The organism is Alkalilimnicola ehrlichii (genome assembly GCF_003399765.1).
Taxonomy (GTDB): Bacteria; Pseudomonadota; Gammaproteobacteria; order Nitrococcales; family AK92; genus AK92.
Map to the genome: position 1 here is coordinate 23,941 of NZ_NFZV01000033.1, position 13,921 is coordinate 37,861.

A 13,921-nucleotide genomic window follows, 5' to 3' on the forward strand; every position below is an offset into this window, starting at 1 on the left:
TTATCCGCGACGCTTCAGATCTTCCGAAAGCGCCCGTATCCGCTCTTCGATGAGTTGCATCTTGCCCATGATGCCGGCCGACATTCGGGGCATGAATTCATAGAGCCTGTCGACCTTCTGCGATAGATCGACGTCGTCGCCCCAATCTTCAAGCTCGCCTTCTACCGTCAGCGCCGGCGTAGCGGCGGTTTGTAGACGCCGGGCCTGCCCGCTACGCTGGAAAAAAGGCACCCAACCGAGCTCTTCGACAGAAGCCGTAATGACTGTTTCGTCAACCGTTTCCCGCTGATCAACGAAGGCGGTTAGCAACGCCATGTCGCACAAGGAGTTAATTAGGCGAGGCGTACCGCCGGTGTATTCGTAAATCAACGGGAGCGCATCGTCGAGGAAGACGTCTTGCTCGTTGCCGGCAATCTGCATGCGATGGCGGATATAATTTTGGGTCTCGTCTTCGGACAACGCACCCAGGTGAAAGCGCAAGCGCACACGCTGGGCAAGCTGCTCCATATGCGGAGAATCAATGACCTCCGCCAACTCCGGCTGGCCAGTCAAAATAATGCTCAGTAACTTGTCTTTGTTCGTCTCTAAGCCAGAGAGCAGGCGGATTTCTTCCAGTACTTTATCGCTGAGGTTCTGAGCTTCGTCGATCGTCAACAAAACCCGACGATCAGCGCTGTAGCACTCAATCAGAAACTCATTAAGCAGATTCAACAGCTCGGTTTTGCTGGTGGCATAGGACTCGATGCCGAACTCGGTCAAGACCGCCTGCAAAAACTCCGTTTCGTTAAGCTGAGTCTGAAAAATCTTGGCGACAACGACATCCTCCGGCAACTCGGCGACCAGCTTATTAATCAGGGTTGTCTTACCCGAGCCAATCTCTCCGGTCACCACAACGAAACCGTCCCGGCTCAGTACCGTGTAGTCCATATATGCTTTTGCACGCGCATGAGCTTTGCTCATATACAGAAAATCTGCATCCGGCGTCAGCCGAAAAGGGTGCTCGGTAAAGCCGAAGAACTCTAAGTACATAGGCTCACCTATCTCGGTACCTCGGGTGGTCGTTCTCCGTAACGCAAGCTGAGTATGAGGATGTTTTCCTCGTACTCGGCCGCGCCGACGGTACTATCTCGACGGTCATGAATGACTTCTACCGCACCGGTAGCTTGCTGCGTGAACCGGTGCTCAACGCGGGCCCCTAGCAACCAATCGTCGTCTTCCCGCGAGACGAGATCGTAGTCGACATGCCGATACGCAAGATATGCGCCGACAAGCCAGTCGTAGGTTATCCGCAGCCCCAGATCCAGCCGCCCGCCGACCGAAACTCGATCCAAGGGGTCGGTCGTAAAATCTTCATCCCACCAGTGGGCGGCCATAATCGTGTCGATGTTGCCAAAACGCCGTGCATAGTGGAGATCGACCCGACGCTCGTAGACGATATCCCGCGGTCGTGTCGCGCTGGCCAGCTCCGCTCGCATGGGATCGGAGCCGGCTGCGAGCAATGTCGCCCCGCCTTCGGTATAACGCTGGGTATAGCTCGCACGGCCAACCGCATCGTCAGGTAAACGACGAGTCAGCTCCAGCGCGACAAAGCCTCGTTCCAGATTGTCGGCGTTATCGCGTTCGATCCAGGTATTACCCGCCTCGGCCCGCAATTCCGAGCGCGGCATATAAAAACGCAAGCCGGCCGATCCGTCATAGCGGTCGAAGTCGATATACTCGTCGTCGTTATCGTAATCCACGCGCATTGCATCAGCGCTCAACCACCCTTCCAAACGAGGGCGGAGCTGACGAGTTAAGCGGGCATTGCCCGCGTAACGGAAATTATCCGCATCCAGCTCACTGTAGTAGTAGTGGCCAGCGCGAGCCCCAAGACGTAACTCGGTGGAAGGGCCGAAATGGAAGAAGGCATCCGGCCCCGTCCAAAATACGTTGGTATCTTGCCGGTTATCGGGCGTTACCGGCGACAAGTCGTCGACCCGAACCTGCCGGAAGTAATCTTCGACAACCCAATGTAAGCGTTGAGGAATCAGGCTCGCAGTAGCCAACGCCGACAAACGGAACAGCAATTCGTCGTCGTACGTACCGCGCTGATAGTCGTGGTACTCAAGTAGGGAGGACAAACCCAATTGTAAAGTAGGAGTATCCTCCTGTATCCAGGCCCCCGCCCATAGAACGCCGATTTGGTCGGAACGCGTATCGGTGGCCGTTCGACGAATGTTATCGGTAAATTCCATGCTACCGCCCGCGGCCCAATCGATTTGCCAAGCGGGAACGGGGTTCGCGACCGCCAAACATAGACCCAGCGATAACAGCGGGACGGCAATTCTTCTTCGCCCCAGTACGTTCATGGCCCTCCCCCTTCCTATGGATTAGCGGGCTTATCGTGCTACGGAGTCCTATCGGGCGCAGCTTGGACCACGCCCTTACAGGGTGCCGAAAAATCCGTCCTGTGTCTCCTTAACAGGCCCGCCAGAATTCGGCAGCCTTTGGATTCATTCTGCGCCGGCGTCATCGCCTTCCTGCCAACGCGGAAGCACGCACTCGTTATTCATCACGCAACCGACAAGTTTTTCCTGCCCGACGGTATCGGCAGCAGCCGATATCTGAGCATTCGTCACTTTGCCGTACGGCACGACCAACAACGTAAAATCACACAATTCGGATAAGATTCGAGCATCGGCCGCTTCCATGATCGGCGGCGTGTCGATAATGATGAAACGCTCTCGATAACGCTGCTTCAGCTCGTTGAGCAAACGGCCAAGCTGGGGCGTGGTAAAGTACTCCATAGCGGCACGCCCGCGCTGTCCGGCGGCAATCAGGCGCAGCCTTGGTATGCCAACGGGGTGGATAATGTTCTCGACCTTATCTTCGTCTCCAACCAGAAAATCGGTCAAACCCGCGCATTGATCCGCGCCAGCAAGTAATGCGTTATGCCGTGGCTCGCGCAAGTTGCCATCGATAAGCAGCGCCGTTTTACTATCGTCGAGCGCAAACGAGGCCGCCAGATTCAAGGCAACAAAACTTGCTCCGCCATTGCCAGCCACCGAGGTAACGACAAGCACGAAGTTCCTACCAGCGCTACGTTGTAGCAATGCCGTTCTAATATGCCGAAAGGCATCGCACGCTCTGGGGTCTTCGCTTTCAGAGTGAATAATGCGCAGTTTGGCTAATTCATCAGGCGTGCGGGCTTGCGTTTCGCGCATGTGGGCAATTTCTTCCGCGGCGCTCAAGCCGACCAGCTGCTTTGACTGCGCCGGCGACGTCGGCCTCGCCGGTACCGTATGCCGCGGCCCGTATCCACTTTTGTCGGCAGCCGACTGCGCACGCTCCGAGCGAGCTCTACGTAAGGCTTCCTCGATCTTACTCATAAACGACCACTCCCTTGGCCCGAACACGCTAGCTGGCGTTGAGCAACCGCGACGACACGTCGGTCCTAGTCGGCAGCGCCACATCGCCTAACTTCGGAAACGCCAAATGTCCTTCCCATTTGGGCGGCTCCAAGAAATAGTCGCTTGGAGCCGCTGTTAACTACCTCGTCATCGGAATAAGAGGAACAAGAACACAACACCGACGGTGGCCATAACCACCAAAGCCGAGATAATCATGCTGCGCCGTTCTTGCCGAGCCTCAGCCGGCGTTGCCATATGCGGCACCACACCTAAGAGATGCAGCTCCAGGTCGTCCGTAATGGAGGTTCCGGTACGAACCCGCGGGTCTAGCAAGACAAAGAGGAACAACAACGCCAAAGGCAGGGCCGCTCCCAACAGAAACCCGCCAAGTACGAAATGCGCCAGACGTGGCCCGTCGGGCTGATGAGCGAAGTAAGGCGGCTCGTAAACGCGCACATGCAATCCTTGATGATCGCGGCTCAGATTCATCGATACGCGCGCGTTCTCACGCCGCAGCTGGAGGTCTTCATAAATACCTTGATTGACTTCGTAATCGCGTAACAACTTGGCAAGCTCAGCCTCGACCTCTTCCATGCTGGCCGCTCGCGCTTGCTCCTGCTGTAAACGTTGCTCCGTATCCTCCAGACTCGCCCGCAAGGTACGAATCGTTGTTCGCGCATCGTACAAGCGACCTTGCAGCTCCTGATAAACAGGGTTCGCCCGGATAGCGAAATCGTCCGCCCGAGGCTCGCCACTGGCCTCCCGCTCCTCTTCTTGCGCCAATGCTTGGTTCAAATCTTCGATTTGATGCTTCAGAGTAATCACGTCGGGATACGTGTCGTGATACGTTAGGCGCAAGGTATCCAGCTCGGACTCAAGCTCGGCAATCCGGTCTCGAATCCGCTCGGCACGGGAGAAACCGGTAGCGCCCTCGGCTTCGCCGGAGAGCTGCTCTTCTAGCGAACGTTCGGCTATATAGGCTTCGCGCAAGCTTTGCTCTAAGGTTTCCATCCGCTCCTGCAACCGTGCGACACGTGCGGCAACTTCTTCGCGCGCCCCAGGCCGTGCGTCGGGGTTACGGGCTCTCAGCTCCTGCAAACGCTCCTCCGAGCGCTGCAATTCTTGCTCATACTGCCTGACTTGCTGATCGATGAAGGCGAACGCGGCGTCGCTTTCCTGGGACTTCGAACCAGCCATTTCCTCGACAAATAAATTGGCTAGCTTTTCGGTTGTCTGATATACCTGCTCAGGATCGCCGCCAGTGTAGGAAATCCGAATCAAATTGCGGCTAACCTGGGTGATATTGGTACTTCCACGTAAGCCGTCGAGCATGTACTCGATCTCGACCGGGCTCGGGTCGTCGTCAAGCCAGTCCCCATGTTCCAACACCTGCATCAGAATCGCCCGGCTAAAAATCAATTCGCTTGCGTTATGAGCACGGTCGCTAATATCGGTCGATACGGCAGCGCCGGCCATCAAGGGCTCAATGATGTTCTGCTCTTCTATCATGATGGTGGTCGACGACTCGTACGTCCTCGGCCAGTTCATACCGACCAACAGCATGACCACCGTGATAACCACAAAGGAGGTCACCATCAGCCGCCGGCGGGCGAAAGCTTCGCGGTAGAAAACCTTTAACCTTTCTTCCGTTTCCGTTTGCATGGCTCACCCGTTACTGCTAGTGACAGATCAGAACAACCGTTCCGGCACGGAGATAATGTCGCCCGGTTGCAGATAAACATTCGTCTGCAAATCGCCCACCTGTAAAATCCGTCCTAGACGCACCGGCAACACTTCCGTTTCGTCGCCGTTGCGACGGTACAAACGCGCACGGTCGGCAGCGGCAAACTCGGTAACCCCCCGGCCTCCAGCACCGCATCGAGCACGGTCATCCCTTGCCGGTATGGCAAAGACATAGGCGCTCCCACCGCCCCGGTTACTCGCACCCGCGAGATGAATTCATGACTGCGAAGCTCCGTCACGATGACCGTCACCTGGGGCTCTCGGATGTAATGCCGTAGCTTCTCCTCGATACTGTCTGCCACCTGCTGCGGCGTTTGGCCGCCAGCCGGGACATCGCCAATCAAAGGCACGGACACCATTCCGTCCGGCCGAACCGGCACACTGACCGACAAATCCGGGTTGCGCCAAACCTCAACCTGTAGCTGATCGTCCGGCCCGATCATATAAGAGGCGGGAGCCGGGGGGCTTGATTAAAGCGTTCGGCCACTTCTTCATTCCCTTGCTGCTGACCGAGGTGCGCACACCCAGACAGCAAGAGCACGAGAAGGCCCATCAAGGCGAAGCGTGTTGTCTGCATCGGCGCCTCCAAAACAACTAAATCCTTGTCGTTGCGAACCTGCCGCTCCCCGCGGACAATGCCCATCCTCAGCACACCCAAAACACTCGAACCCGAGCAACCCGTTGGCTCGAGAGTTAGGTCAGACACGGCCTCTCGGCGACAGCACACGTGGTTTCAGGCAGACTGCCTAAACTACGCCTGCGCGATTACGGTAGCGGGAGAACATTAACCTGCTGAACAAGCTGGGGCCGCCCCAGATGAATAACAAGCGCCTCACCCACTCCTATAACGCCCGCCAAATACAGCCCGACTGCAAGCTCTAGCCTTACCGTGCACCCCGCCCCCACAGCACGACCTCTGCGGTTTGCAACAACACCGCCAGATCCAGAAATAGGCTATGGTTCTTGACGTAATACAAATCGAACTGGAGCTTTTCGAATGCATCTTCCTCCGAGGCGCCGTAGGGGTAACAAATCTGTGCCCAGCCGGTAAGCCCCGGCTTTACCCGATGACGCTCACGATAGTAAGGAAGAGAGTCGTTTAGACGGGATACGAACTCAGGCCTTTCCGGGCGCGGACCGACAAAGCTCATGTCCCCACTGAGGATATTCAGCAGCTGCGGCAACTCATCGACACGGTACTTACGGATAATGCGACCGACCCGAGTAATCCGATTATCGTTCTGCCGCGCCCATACGGCCTGGCCTTCTTTCTCCGCATCCGGTCGCATGCTTCGAAACTTATAGAGGGGGAAGACCTTTCCGCCCTCGCCAACCCGCATTTGCCGATAGAAGATCGGCCCTCGCCCGCGGCCTTCGATCAGAATCGCCAAGGCGGTTATTCCCCAAAGCGGCAAGGTCAGTAGCAGCAAGGCTAGACTGACTGCTAGATCGAAGCTCCGCTTAACGCAATTGCGCAGCAGCCCTTTACGGAAACCGTGGGAAAACGCAAGCCACCCCGGTTGCATAACGTCGAGTTTGAGTTTCCCGGTTTCCTGCTCGAGAAAACTGATCAGGTCGAAAACTTCGACGCCTTGCGTGCGACACTCCAATAACTCCGCCATCGGCAAGTTGCCCCGCCGGTCGTCGACAGCGACGATAATAAGCTCGACCCGGAGCTGAGCCACTAAAGAACACAGATCGCTTTCTGCCGACAAACGTTTCTCGTGCGGTATTGCCCCGAGCACGTCCCCCGGACGTGGCAGATAGCCCACAATGCTGTAGCCAATCAGGTCCGATCGCCTTCTTAGCATTGCTAGATTAGCGGCGTTCTTTCCTGCCCCAAGCACTAAGATACGTCGCTGAATACTATGAGCATGGAGCAGATCTAAAAAAACATTCGTGTCATCACTAAGAACGCTAGGCTCAGCACAAGGCTCAGTGCCAAAGCGCCACGCCCAACGGCAAACTCCGGCAGAGCGTAGAACACAACCGTTAGGGCCGGAATCGCCATCAGGAAACTCAACCCTAGCCGTACGGCTAGGCCTGCCATTTGATCCCGAATCCGACGGTTATAGAGGCCCGTCGCGGTCATACACAGCATAATGACCGCAACAAATAATAAGGCACGCGGCCAAAGCGGGTGCGCCGCTTCGGCGATAACGACGGGGTCCGCGCGAAAGCGCAGATGCACTGCCAAATAGAAAGCGCCGGCCAACAGTGCTCCCTCAAGCAACGCCAGCAGTAAGTACGTCTGCTTGATTGGGTGATTGAATAAGCGCACTGTCCCCATGGTGTCCCCTCGCATCAGCCTCGCTGGCCGACCATGCCCTTCCGAGGTCGCCAGTTCTTTAGTTACTTCTACTTAGGCCGGCAATTCGGAATTTCAAACATTAAATATGTGCGAATGGGATTGGCTTCTGATATCGGCAACGGCACTGCGCTGTCTGCCGGTGCGCGTAACCGTTGGCGGTGTTTCACCCCGATGCATGGGCAAACGAACGGCCGCTAGACCTTATCCATTTTGGCCTTTCCGGAATTGCCAACTTATTTGCAGATTACCGCTATAGGGGTAGCTAGACTGCATGAACTTCGCCGCCTGACGAAGCTGGTTTTCGGCAAGGAATCTCTTGTCTCGACCGGGAACCGGTCTTGCACTCGCACGGATGCAGATAAGTAGCGTGGCATACGGCTTCCGACTACGTCTAATGATGCCCCAGCATCTAACCCGGTATTAGTAGCCGGGTCGCGGGGGATTCGCCCTCGGCACCGGCGCTGCCATCCGCGCAGCCTCCGAGACAACGCAATGCTCATTAACAAACCTCAACTTTTACTGGTTCGGTTCGCCGTCCTGGCTATCACCGCCATCGGCCTGTTGCTCTCCTTGGACTTTTTTCGAGAGTACGAGCGAGAACACCGTATGGTTGAAGAGCAGTTAATGACACAAGCCCACCTGCTCGCGGAACATACGGAACTTGCCATCAGCTCCGCCACACTGCTTTTGTTCGATGTCGAAACGGACGTGTATAGAGTAGGCCTGAAAACGCTAGCGGAGGATCAAGAGTATTGGTGGAGGCTACGGGAAAGGCTTCAGCGTACACCGCAAATCGCGTCCGTCTTTATCGCCGACGAAAGCGGCTGGGTCAACTTTACGACTAACGCCTCGCCCATCCTCGTGCCGAACAACGTCATAAACCGGGACTACTTTCGCGCTCATCAAAACGGCCTCTACCACTACCTCGGCGCCCCGATAAGGGGGCTTGGCTCAGACCGATGGCTCATCCCCGTCAGCATTCGGATCAACGGACCTAACGCCGAATTCTTAGGCGTTATCGTTGCAACGCTTGATATACGCTACTTTCACGCCTTCTACACTCAATTGCCAAAGGGTCTGGATATACGAGTTAGCGCCTACCGACACGATGGGGTATTGCTAGCCCAATACCCTGACCACAGGCTGATCCCCGGCCTCTCCCAGGCAATCGAGCCGGCAACGACCACCAAACCGTTAGTCAGACGCATCTATAGGGGCGTTTCGCCTGTCGACGGCACGACTCGCATCGTCGCCTTCAACCCGACGTCGAGCTATCCCGTGGTCGTAACGGTGAGCAACGACTATCGGGCTTTTCTAACTACACTTTATCCGGCCGCGATACGCGCGTTACTGATCTTTACCTTCTTTGCGCTCGGGACCACTGCTGCCGTCTATCTACTTATTCGTTCCATCAGGACGACAGACGAAGCACGGGAAGCTCAGCTACACTCACTATCGAAACAGCGGGAAAGCGAACGTATTGCACGGGCAGTCATCGGTCATTTGCCCAACGGCCGGGTCGCTGTACTCAACCGCGAACTGAGGTATGTGTTCATTGCCGGCCAAGGAGCCCCCAACGAGCCCTTGCCGCAGACCGTGCTCGGCAGAACGATTCAAGAGCTATACCCGCTAACGACCAGAGATAAGTTAGAGGCCTTGGCCCGCAAGGCCTTCGAGGGAGTAAAATCGGAAGAAGAATTTTCCTATCGACAAAACCACCTGAGGGTCATGGCGGCCCCCCTATACGACGACGCCAAGCAAATCGACCAAATACTGTTGCTGACACAGGACATCAGCGACCTGAAACACACCCAACACCAGCTTGAAGCCCGCAATCAAAAACTCCAGCAGCTATCCCTCACCGACGGTTTGCTTAACATCGCCAACCGGCGCGCTTTCGATATGGCGTTAAAGCAAGAGTGGGCACGGGGTATGCAAAACCAAGCGCCTGTCGCTCTGTTACTCGTCGATGTCGATTACTTCAAACGCTATAACGACAGCTATGGCCATGCCGAAGGCGATCATTGCTTACAAGCCATTAGCGCACTTTTGCAGCAGGCTGTAGCTCGCCCTGCGGATGTCGTAGCCCGCTATGGTGGGGAAGAGTTTGCCGTTCTATTACCCAATACCGACCAATCGGGAGCAGAAGCGGTCGCCGCTCGCATACACCAAATCATCGCGGAAAAAGCAATCCCCTTTGCGGTCGGTGGAGTCCCGGGCCAAAGAGTGACCGTCAGCATCGGGATCGGCGTTGATACCCCCGTTAACGAGGCAAGCAGAGATAGGTTGATAAACACCGCGGATAAGGCCTTGTACTCCGCGAAAGCGAACGGACGCAATCGAACGGCCATCGGCCTTGTGGCAAAGACAAACGACGAGTAAGAACGCACCTGAAGAAAAAGGGCGCCCAAACAGTGGGCGCCCGCAAGCTGGAGCTGGCGACAGGAGTCGAACCCGCGACCGGCTGATTACAAATCAGCTGCTCTACCAACTGAGCTACGCCAGCAAGTGCGCCTATGGTATTTCAATAATGCAAAGCTTGGCAATCACTGGCTAGCCATCGATGCTCAGTTCCGATATCCGGAGGGCTGCCGTCTTCGATCCGAACCTGCAACATGACGCCGGCTTGCGGCGAGTAGCGGCGCTCTAGAGCAGGAGAAAACCCAAGCCCCGTCAACTCCGCCAGCCGCCGCTCGGCAGCAGCGCGTTCAGCGTAGAGTCCAAGCGAAATCGCATTGGCTCGCTCCCGCCCGACAACGACTGCATAATCTCCCACGCCGGCTTGAGCAAGCCGACGGCCGGTCGTATACGCCGCTTCTAGCGTAGGCGCCGCCGGAAGGTATACCCAATATCCCAGCGGCTCGTGTCGCCCCTGCGTTAGTACCGTAACCTCGTACCCTCGGCTGGAAAGTATCTGCCTATGCGTTTCCCCGATAGCCGAGTCAGTGAGAGGTCCGAGGACATAACAACGCCCGTCCTCGGTCGTTGGCATCGGCGCATTCACTAACCGTAGATTACCTTCCATCGGCGGAGGCGAGACGGGACCCTCGCGCTTAGGGGAATAGACCCACTGGCTACCGAACACCCCAATATTAATCAGCAACAACGCAAGGAAAAGCAGCTTCAAGACTATTCCTCTGCTAACAAGGCCAAGCCTTTCAAAACCAAATCCGGCTCCAACTCCACAGGCACGCCTAACAACGGGCGAACGGTGTCGGCATCCCCACCGGTCAAATAGACTTTAAGCGGCCCGTCTATCCGATTTCGAACTGCCGCTACGATACCATCGATCATAGCCGCCAAACCGAGCAGTGTTCCGCTACCGATCGCGGTTTTAGTATCGGCCGCGAACAATGCAACAGACGCATCGTCAACGACTGGTAATTGATGCGCGTCGTTAGTCAACGAACGTCGCATCATGGCTAAGCCGGGAATAATAAGCCCACCCAAGTGGGCACCCGCCGCGGTCACGGTGTCGACAGTAAGCGCACTACCGCAATCCACAACGCAGGCCGAAAAGTCAGGGCTATACGCCCCCACTAAAGCCGCCCAACGATCAATACCCAGTTTTTCCGGCTCGACATAGGCGTTAACAACGGGGCCGGCCTTGGCTGCGGAGGTAATGAACCGGGTCGGGAGGCCGAACTGCTGAGCGATGGCATCCTCAAGCCGCGCGTTGACCTCCGGCCCCGCAACGCTCACCGCCAAAACCTCGCTGGGCGGCACATCCGCTTCTATAGGCAACGCCCACCGCGCAACATCGCGGTGCTGGACTTGGCCGCCCGGCACAAAGGCTGCACCCGCCGACCATCCCCATTTTATGCGCGTGTTACCGATATCGAATAATAATCTCATCGGCGTACCTTCAACTCCGTCTCGCCGGTGAAATAACTATGTTTACCATCCTCCCCTTCCAGCAAAAACGCACCGTTATCGTCCACTCCGCGAGCGATGCCCTCTTGTATCTCCGTCGGCAGGCGCAAACTAACCGGCTGCCCGTTCAGTACATCTAGCCGGTTCCAGCGCTCCCGAAACGCGCTAAAGCCCCCGGCTTCGAATTCCCGGCATGCATTTGCTATTGCGTCGATCATCAGCGCAGCGATCGTGTTTCGCTGCAAAGCGGTATCCCCCACCAACTGCTGAAGATCAACTACGGGCTGCTCAATCTTCGCTCGTGCCTGCTCGCTCAAGCGAACGTTCAATCCAACACCGACAACCGCTTTTGCGGCCCCTGCAGCCTGAGCAATGAGTTCGACCAGTATGCCCGCAAGCTTGCCGTCTACAGTCACCAAGTCGTTCGGCCATTTAAGCCCCAGCCCGCGAACACCAATCTTTTCCAACGATTCCGCCAAGGTAACGCCAACTGCCAGGCTCAAACCGGCTAGCTGCGCCCCCTGGCGATGAAACGGCCACATGAGCGATAGGGCGACCCCACCGCCAAAAGACATTTCCCAGCGTCGCCCCCATCGGCCCCTGCCGGCCAGCTGCCGCTCAGCCAGCACCACCGCCGGATGGCAAAGCGTTCCCGCCTCATTAAGCAAAAGCCTGTTTGTCGAGTCAACCCGATCCAGCACCCTCAGGGACCACTCGTCACAGAACGATTCAAGGTGCGCACGAATAGGCGATTCTCGTAATGGCTCGACAGCTACCGTCAGTCTATAGCCCCGACCCGATACCGCCTCGACCGGGAGTCCTTCGTCCCGCAGCCGCCGAATGAGCTTCCATAACGACGCGCGACTACAGCCAAGCCGTTGACCCAACGCCTCGCCGGAATGAAAGCGCCCGTCCGCCAAGAGACTCAAAAGTTGGTTGTACTGCTCTTGTGTTTTATCCATCAGCGCGGTGTCAGTTAACTCGCCAGCGGTTCTGCCTGTCGAAAGAAGGCAGTCATTAGAAGAATCATCATTGCGTGGTCATGGGCGCCTGCGCTTTCTCGGAGACTGTGCATCGACCACATGGCGTTGCCGATATCCACCGCACGCATCCCTAACCGTGCGGCCGTGATCGGCCCGATCGTGCTACCGCAGGGCAAGTTGCTCCGGTGCACGTACTTCTGGATCGGCACGCCGACCTCCGCCGCCAGCCGTTGCACGTAAGCCTCACCAGCGGCGTCGGTGGCATAACGCTGCTTCGCATTAATCTTGATAACCGGCCCGCCGTTAAGAGTCACACGGTGCAACTCGTCATAGAACCGCGCAAAGCTAGGATGGTAGGCATGCGCCATATCGGCACTTAAAACCAGACTGCGGGCACGAATACGGCTCTGCGCTGCGTCGTCATAAGCCAGGCCATAACCGATTCGACGCAGAACATCGGGCAAGAAGCTTCCTTCCGCCCCTTTATAGCTCTGACTGCCAATTTCCTCATGGTCGAAAAAGGCACATATCGTCGTCGCCTGCGGGGCATCTGCCTCAAGTAATGCCTGAAGCCCGGCATGACACGAAGCCAGGTTATCCAGTTGAGGGCTAGCGATAAACTCATCGCCTACACCAAAAAAGGCACCGGGCTGCGTATCGGCGACCGCCAACTCCCAACTCCAGATGTCTTTCTCCGCCACCTCCAGGGCGTCGGCAAGCAAACAACGAAAACGTTTCTCCGCGGGCAATTCGTCTTTCGCCAGCTCAAGCACCAACGGAAGCTCGTCCTGTGCGTCAAACCGCAGACCTTGGTTATTCACCTCTCGGTTCATATGGATCGCGACATTCGGCAGCCGCAATAGCGGCCGCGGGAAATGGACCGCCCGCGCCTGCAGGCCCCCATCGCCCCGCGCCACCATAACGCGCCCGGCCAAAGTCAGATCGCGATCGGAAAACGTCGCGACGATGGGGCCACCGTAGACCTCCACACCGAGGCGGGTCACACCTTCTCTATCGTGTGCGGGGCTTGGTTTAATACGGAAACCCGGCGAGTCGGTATGGGCGCCGATAATACGATAGCCTGTCTCCAGCAGCGAACGACTTCCCGTACGAAAAGCGATAATCGACGAGCCGTCGCGGATAACGTAATACGCCGATTCCGGTTGCAAAGCCCACTCGGCCTCTTCCTCTAATCGTTGGAATCCTGCTGCTTCCAACTCGTCGACCGTCGTATTTACTGCATGCCAGGGGCTGGGACTCTTTCCAATATACGCCAACAATGCCTCAGCCCGAGCCCTAGCACTTACTTCTGTCATAACATCACCCCTAGCGCGAGTAGAAAGGCGGACGAAACCGTCGAGCAAGAGAGGATAGCATCCGCGGCTCTCAGAGCCATGCGGTATACGCAACCGCGCACAGCACGCTGCCCCTCTATCCTTCTCTTGGCTCAGGCACTGGGCGTTCATTTTGGAGGGCACCTTTGCAGAGCGCAAGACGGGGCGGGACTTGAAAGGCTCAGGCATAAAAAACCCCCTCCGCGTATGCGGAGGGGGTTTGGTGATAAGCGCCTGGCGATGACCTACTTTCGCACCACAGCGGGGCGGCACTATCATCGGCGCTGA

13 protein-coding genes and 1 tRNA gene are annotated in these 13,921 nt (G+C 56.8%); 2 read left to right on the plus strand and 12 right to left on the minus strand.

All coding sequences use genetic code 11. The features are described from left to right. The 5 genes from CAI21_RS20075 to CAI21_RS20095 form a co-directional block, all read right to left on the minus strand. Positions 1-1,029 (minus strand): ExeA family protein, encoded by a 1,029-nt coding sequence (locus CAI21_RS20075; RefSeq protein ID WP_116303928.1) that lies wholly within the window; start codon positions 1,027-1,029, stop codon positions 1-3. An 8-nt stretch (positions 1,030-1,037) separates the two neighbouring features. Next, the gene (locus CAI21_RS20080; RefSeq protein WP_116303929.1) at positions 1,038-2,348 is read right to left on the minus strand and encodes a porin family protein; all 1,311 of its coding nucleotides are present in this window, start codon (positions 2,346-2,348) and stop codon (positions 1,038-1,040) included. 144 nt (positions 2,349-2,492) lie between these two features. Next, a complete protein-coding gene (locus CAI21_RS20085; protein ID WP_116303930.1) occupies positions 2,493-3,368 on the minus strand; it encodes a CpsD/CapB family tyrosine-protein kinase in 876 nt (291 codons plus the stop codon). 168 nt (positions 3,369-3,536) lie between these two features. Then, positions 3,537-5,051, minus strand: a complete 1,515-nt coding sequence (locus CAI21_RS20090; RefSeq protein ID WP_116303931.1) for an XrtA system polysaccharide chain length determinant — start codon at positions 5,049-5,051, stop codon at positions 3,537-3,539. A gap of 113 nt (positions 5,052-5,164) precedes the next feature. Further along, on the minus strand, positions 5,165-5,575 hold the full coding sequence (locus CAI21_RS20095; RefSeq protein WP_220348925.1) for a polysaccharide biosynthesis/export family protein: 411 nt from the start codon (positions 5,573-5,575) through the stop codon (positions 5,165-5,167). 23 nt (positions 5,576-5,598) lie between these two features. Between CAI21_RS20095 and CAI21_RS25330 the strand changes: the two genes are divergently transcribed. Then, positions 5,599-5,730, plus strand: a complete 132-nt coding sequence (locus CAI21_RS25330) for a hypothetical protein (RefSeq protein WP_258868247.1) — start codon at positions 5,599-5,601, stop codon at positions 5,728-5,730. Positions 5,731-6,016: 286 nt separating this feature from the next. Here the strand turns inward: CAI21_RS25330 and CAI21_RS20105 are convergent, their stop codons facing one another. Together CAI21_RS20105 and CAI21_RS25335 are read right to left on the minus strand one after the other, a co-directional pair. Then, positions 6,017-6,979 (minus strand): TIGR03013 family XrtA/PEP-CTERM system glycosyltransferase, encoded by a 963-nt coding sequence (locus CAI21_RS20105; RefSeq protein ID WP_258868248.1) that lies wholly within the window; start codon positions 6,977-6,979, stop codon positions 6,017-6,019. A 38-nt stretch (positions 6,980-7,017) separates the two neighbouring features. After that, the gene (locus CAI21_RS25335; protein WP_258868249.1) at positions 7,018-7,422 is read right to left on the minus strand and encodes a hypothetical protein; all 405 of its coding nucleotides are present in this window, start codon (positions 7,420-7,422) and stop codon (positions 7,018-7,020) included. A 513-nt stretch (positions 7,423-7,935) separates the two neighbouring features. Between CAI21_RS25335 and CAI21_RS20110 the strand changes: the two genes are divergently transcribed. Then, the gene (locus CAI21_RS20110; protein ID WP_116303933.1) at positions 7,936-9,825 is read left to right on the plus strand and encodes a diguanylate cyclase domain-containing protein; all 1,890 of its coding nucleotides are present in this window, start codon (positions 7,936-7,938) and stop codon (positions 9,823-9,825) included. Positions 9,826-9,873: 48 nt separating this feature from the next. Here CAI21_RS20110 and CAI21_RS20115 read toward each other — a convergent pair. From CAI21_RS20115 to CAI21_RS20135, 5 genes are all read right to left on the minus strand, one after another. Beyond that, positions 9,874-9,949: transfer RNA gene (locus tag CAI21_RS20115), tRNA-Thr, on the minus strand. Between the two features lie 18 nt (positions 9,950-9,967). After that, on the minus strand, positions 9,968-10,570 hold the full coding sequence (locus CAI21_RS20120) for an SPOR domain-containing protein (protein WP_116303934.1): 603 nt from the start codon (positions 10,568-10,570) through the stop codon (positions 9,968-9,970). 2 nt (positions 10,571-10,572) lie between these two features. After that, positions 10,573-11,298: a type III pantothenate kinase gene (locus CAI21_RS20125; RefSeq protein ID WP_116303935.1), complete on the minus strand. Its 726-nt coding sequence runs from the start codon at positions 11,296-11,298 to the stop codon at positions 10,573-10,575. Beyond that, positions 11,295-12,278 (minus strand): biotin--[acetyl-CoA-carboxylase] ligase, encoded by a 984-nt coding sequence (locus CAI21_RS20130; protein ID WP_116303936.1) that lies wholly within the window; start codon positions 12,276-12,278, stop codon positions 11,295-11,297. The genes CAI21_RS20125 and CAI21_RS20130 overlap by 4 nt, the downstream gene beginning before the upstream one ends. Before the next feature lie 14 nt (positions 12,279-12,292). Continuing rightward, on the minus strand, positions 12,293-13,615 hold the full coding sequence (locus CAI21_RS20135) for a M18 family aminopeptidase (protein WP_116303937.1): 1,323 nt from the start codon (positions 13,613-13,615) through the stop codon (positions 12,293-12,295). Positions 13,616-13,921 lie beyond the last annotated feature (306 nt).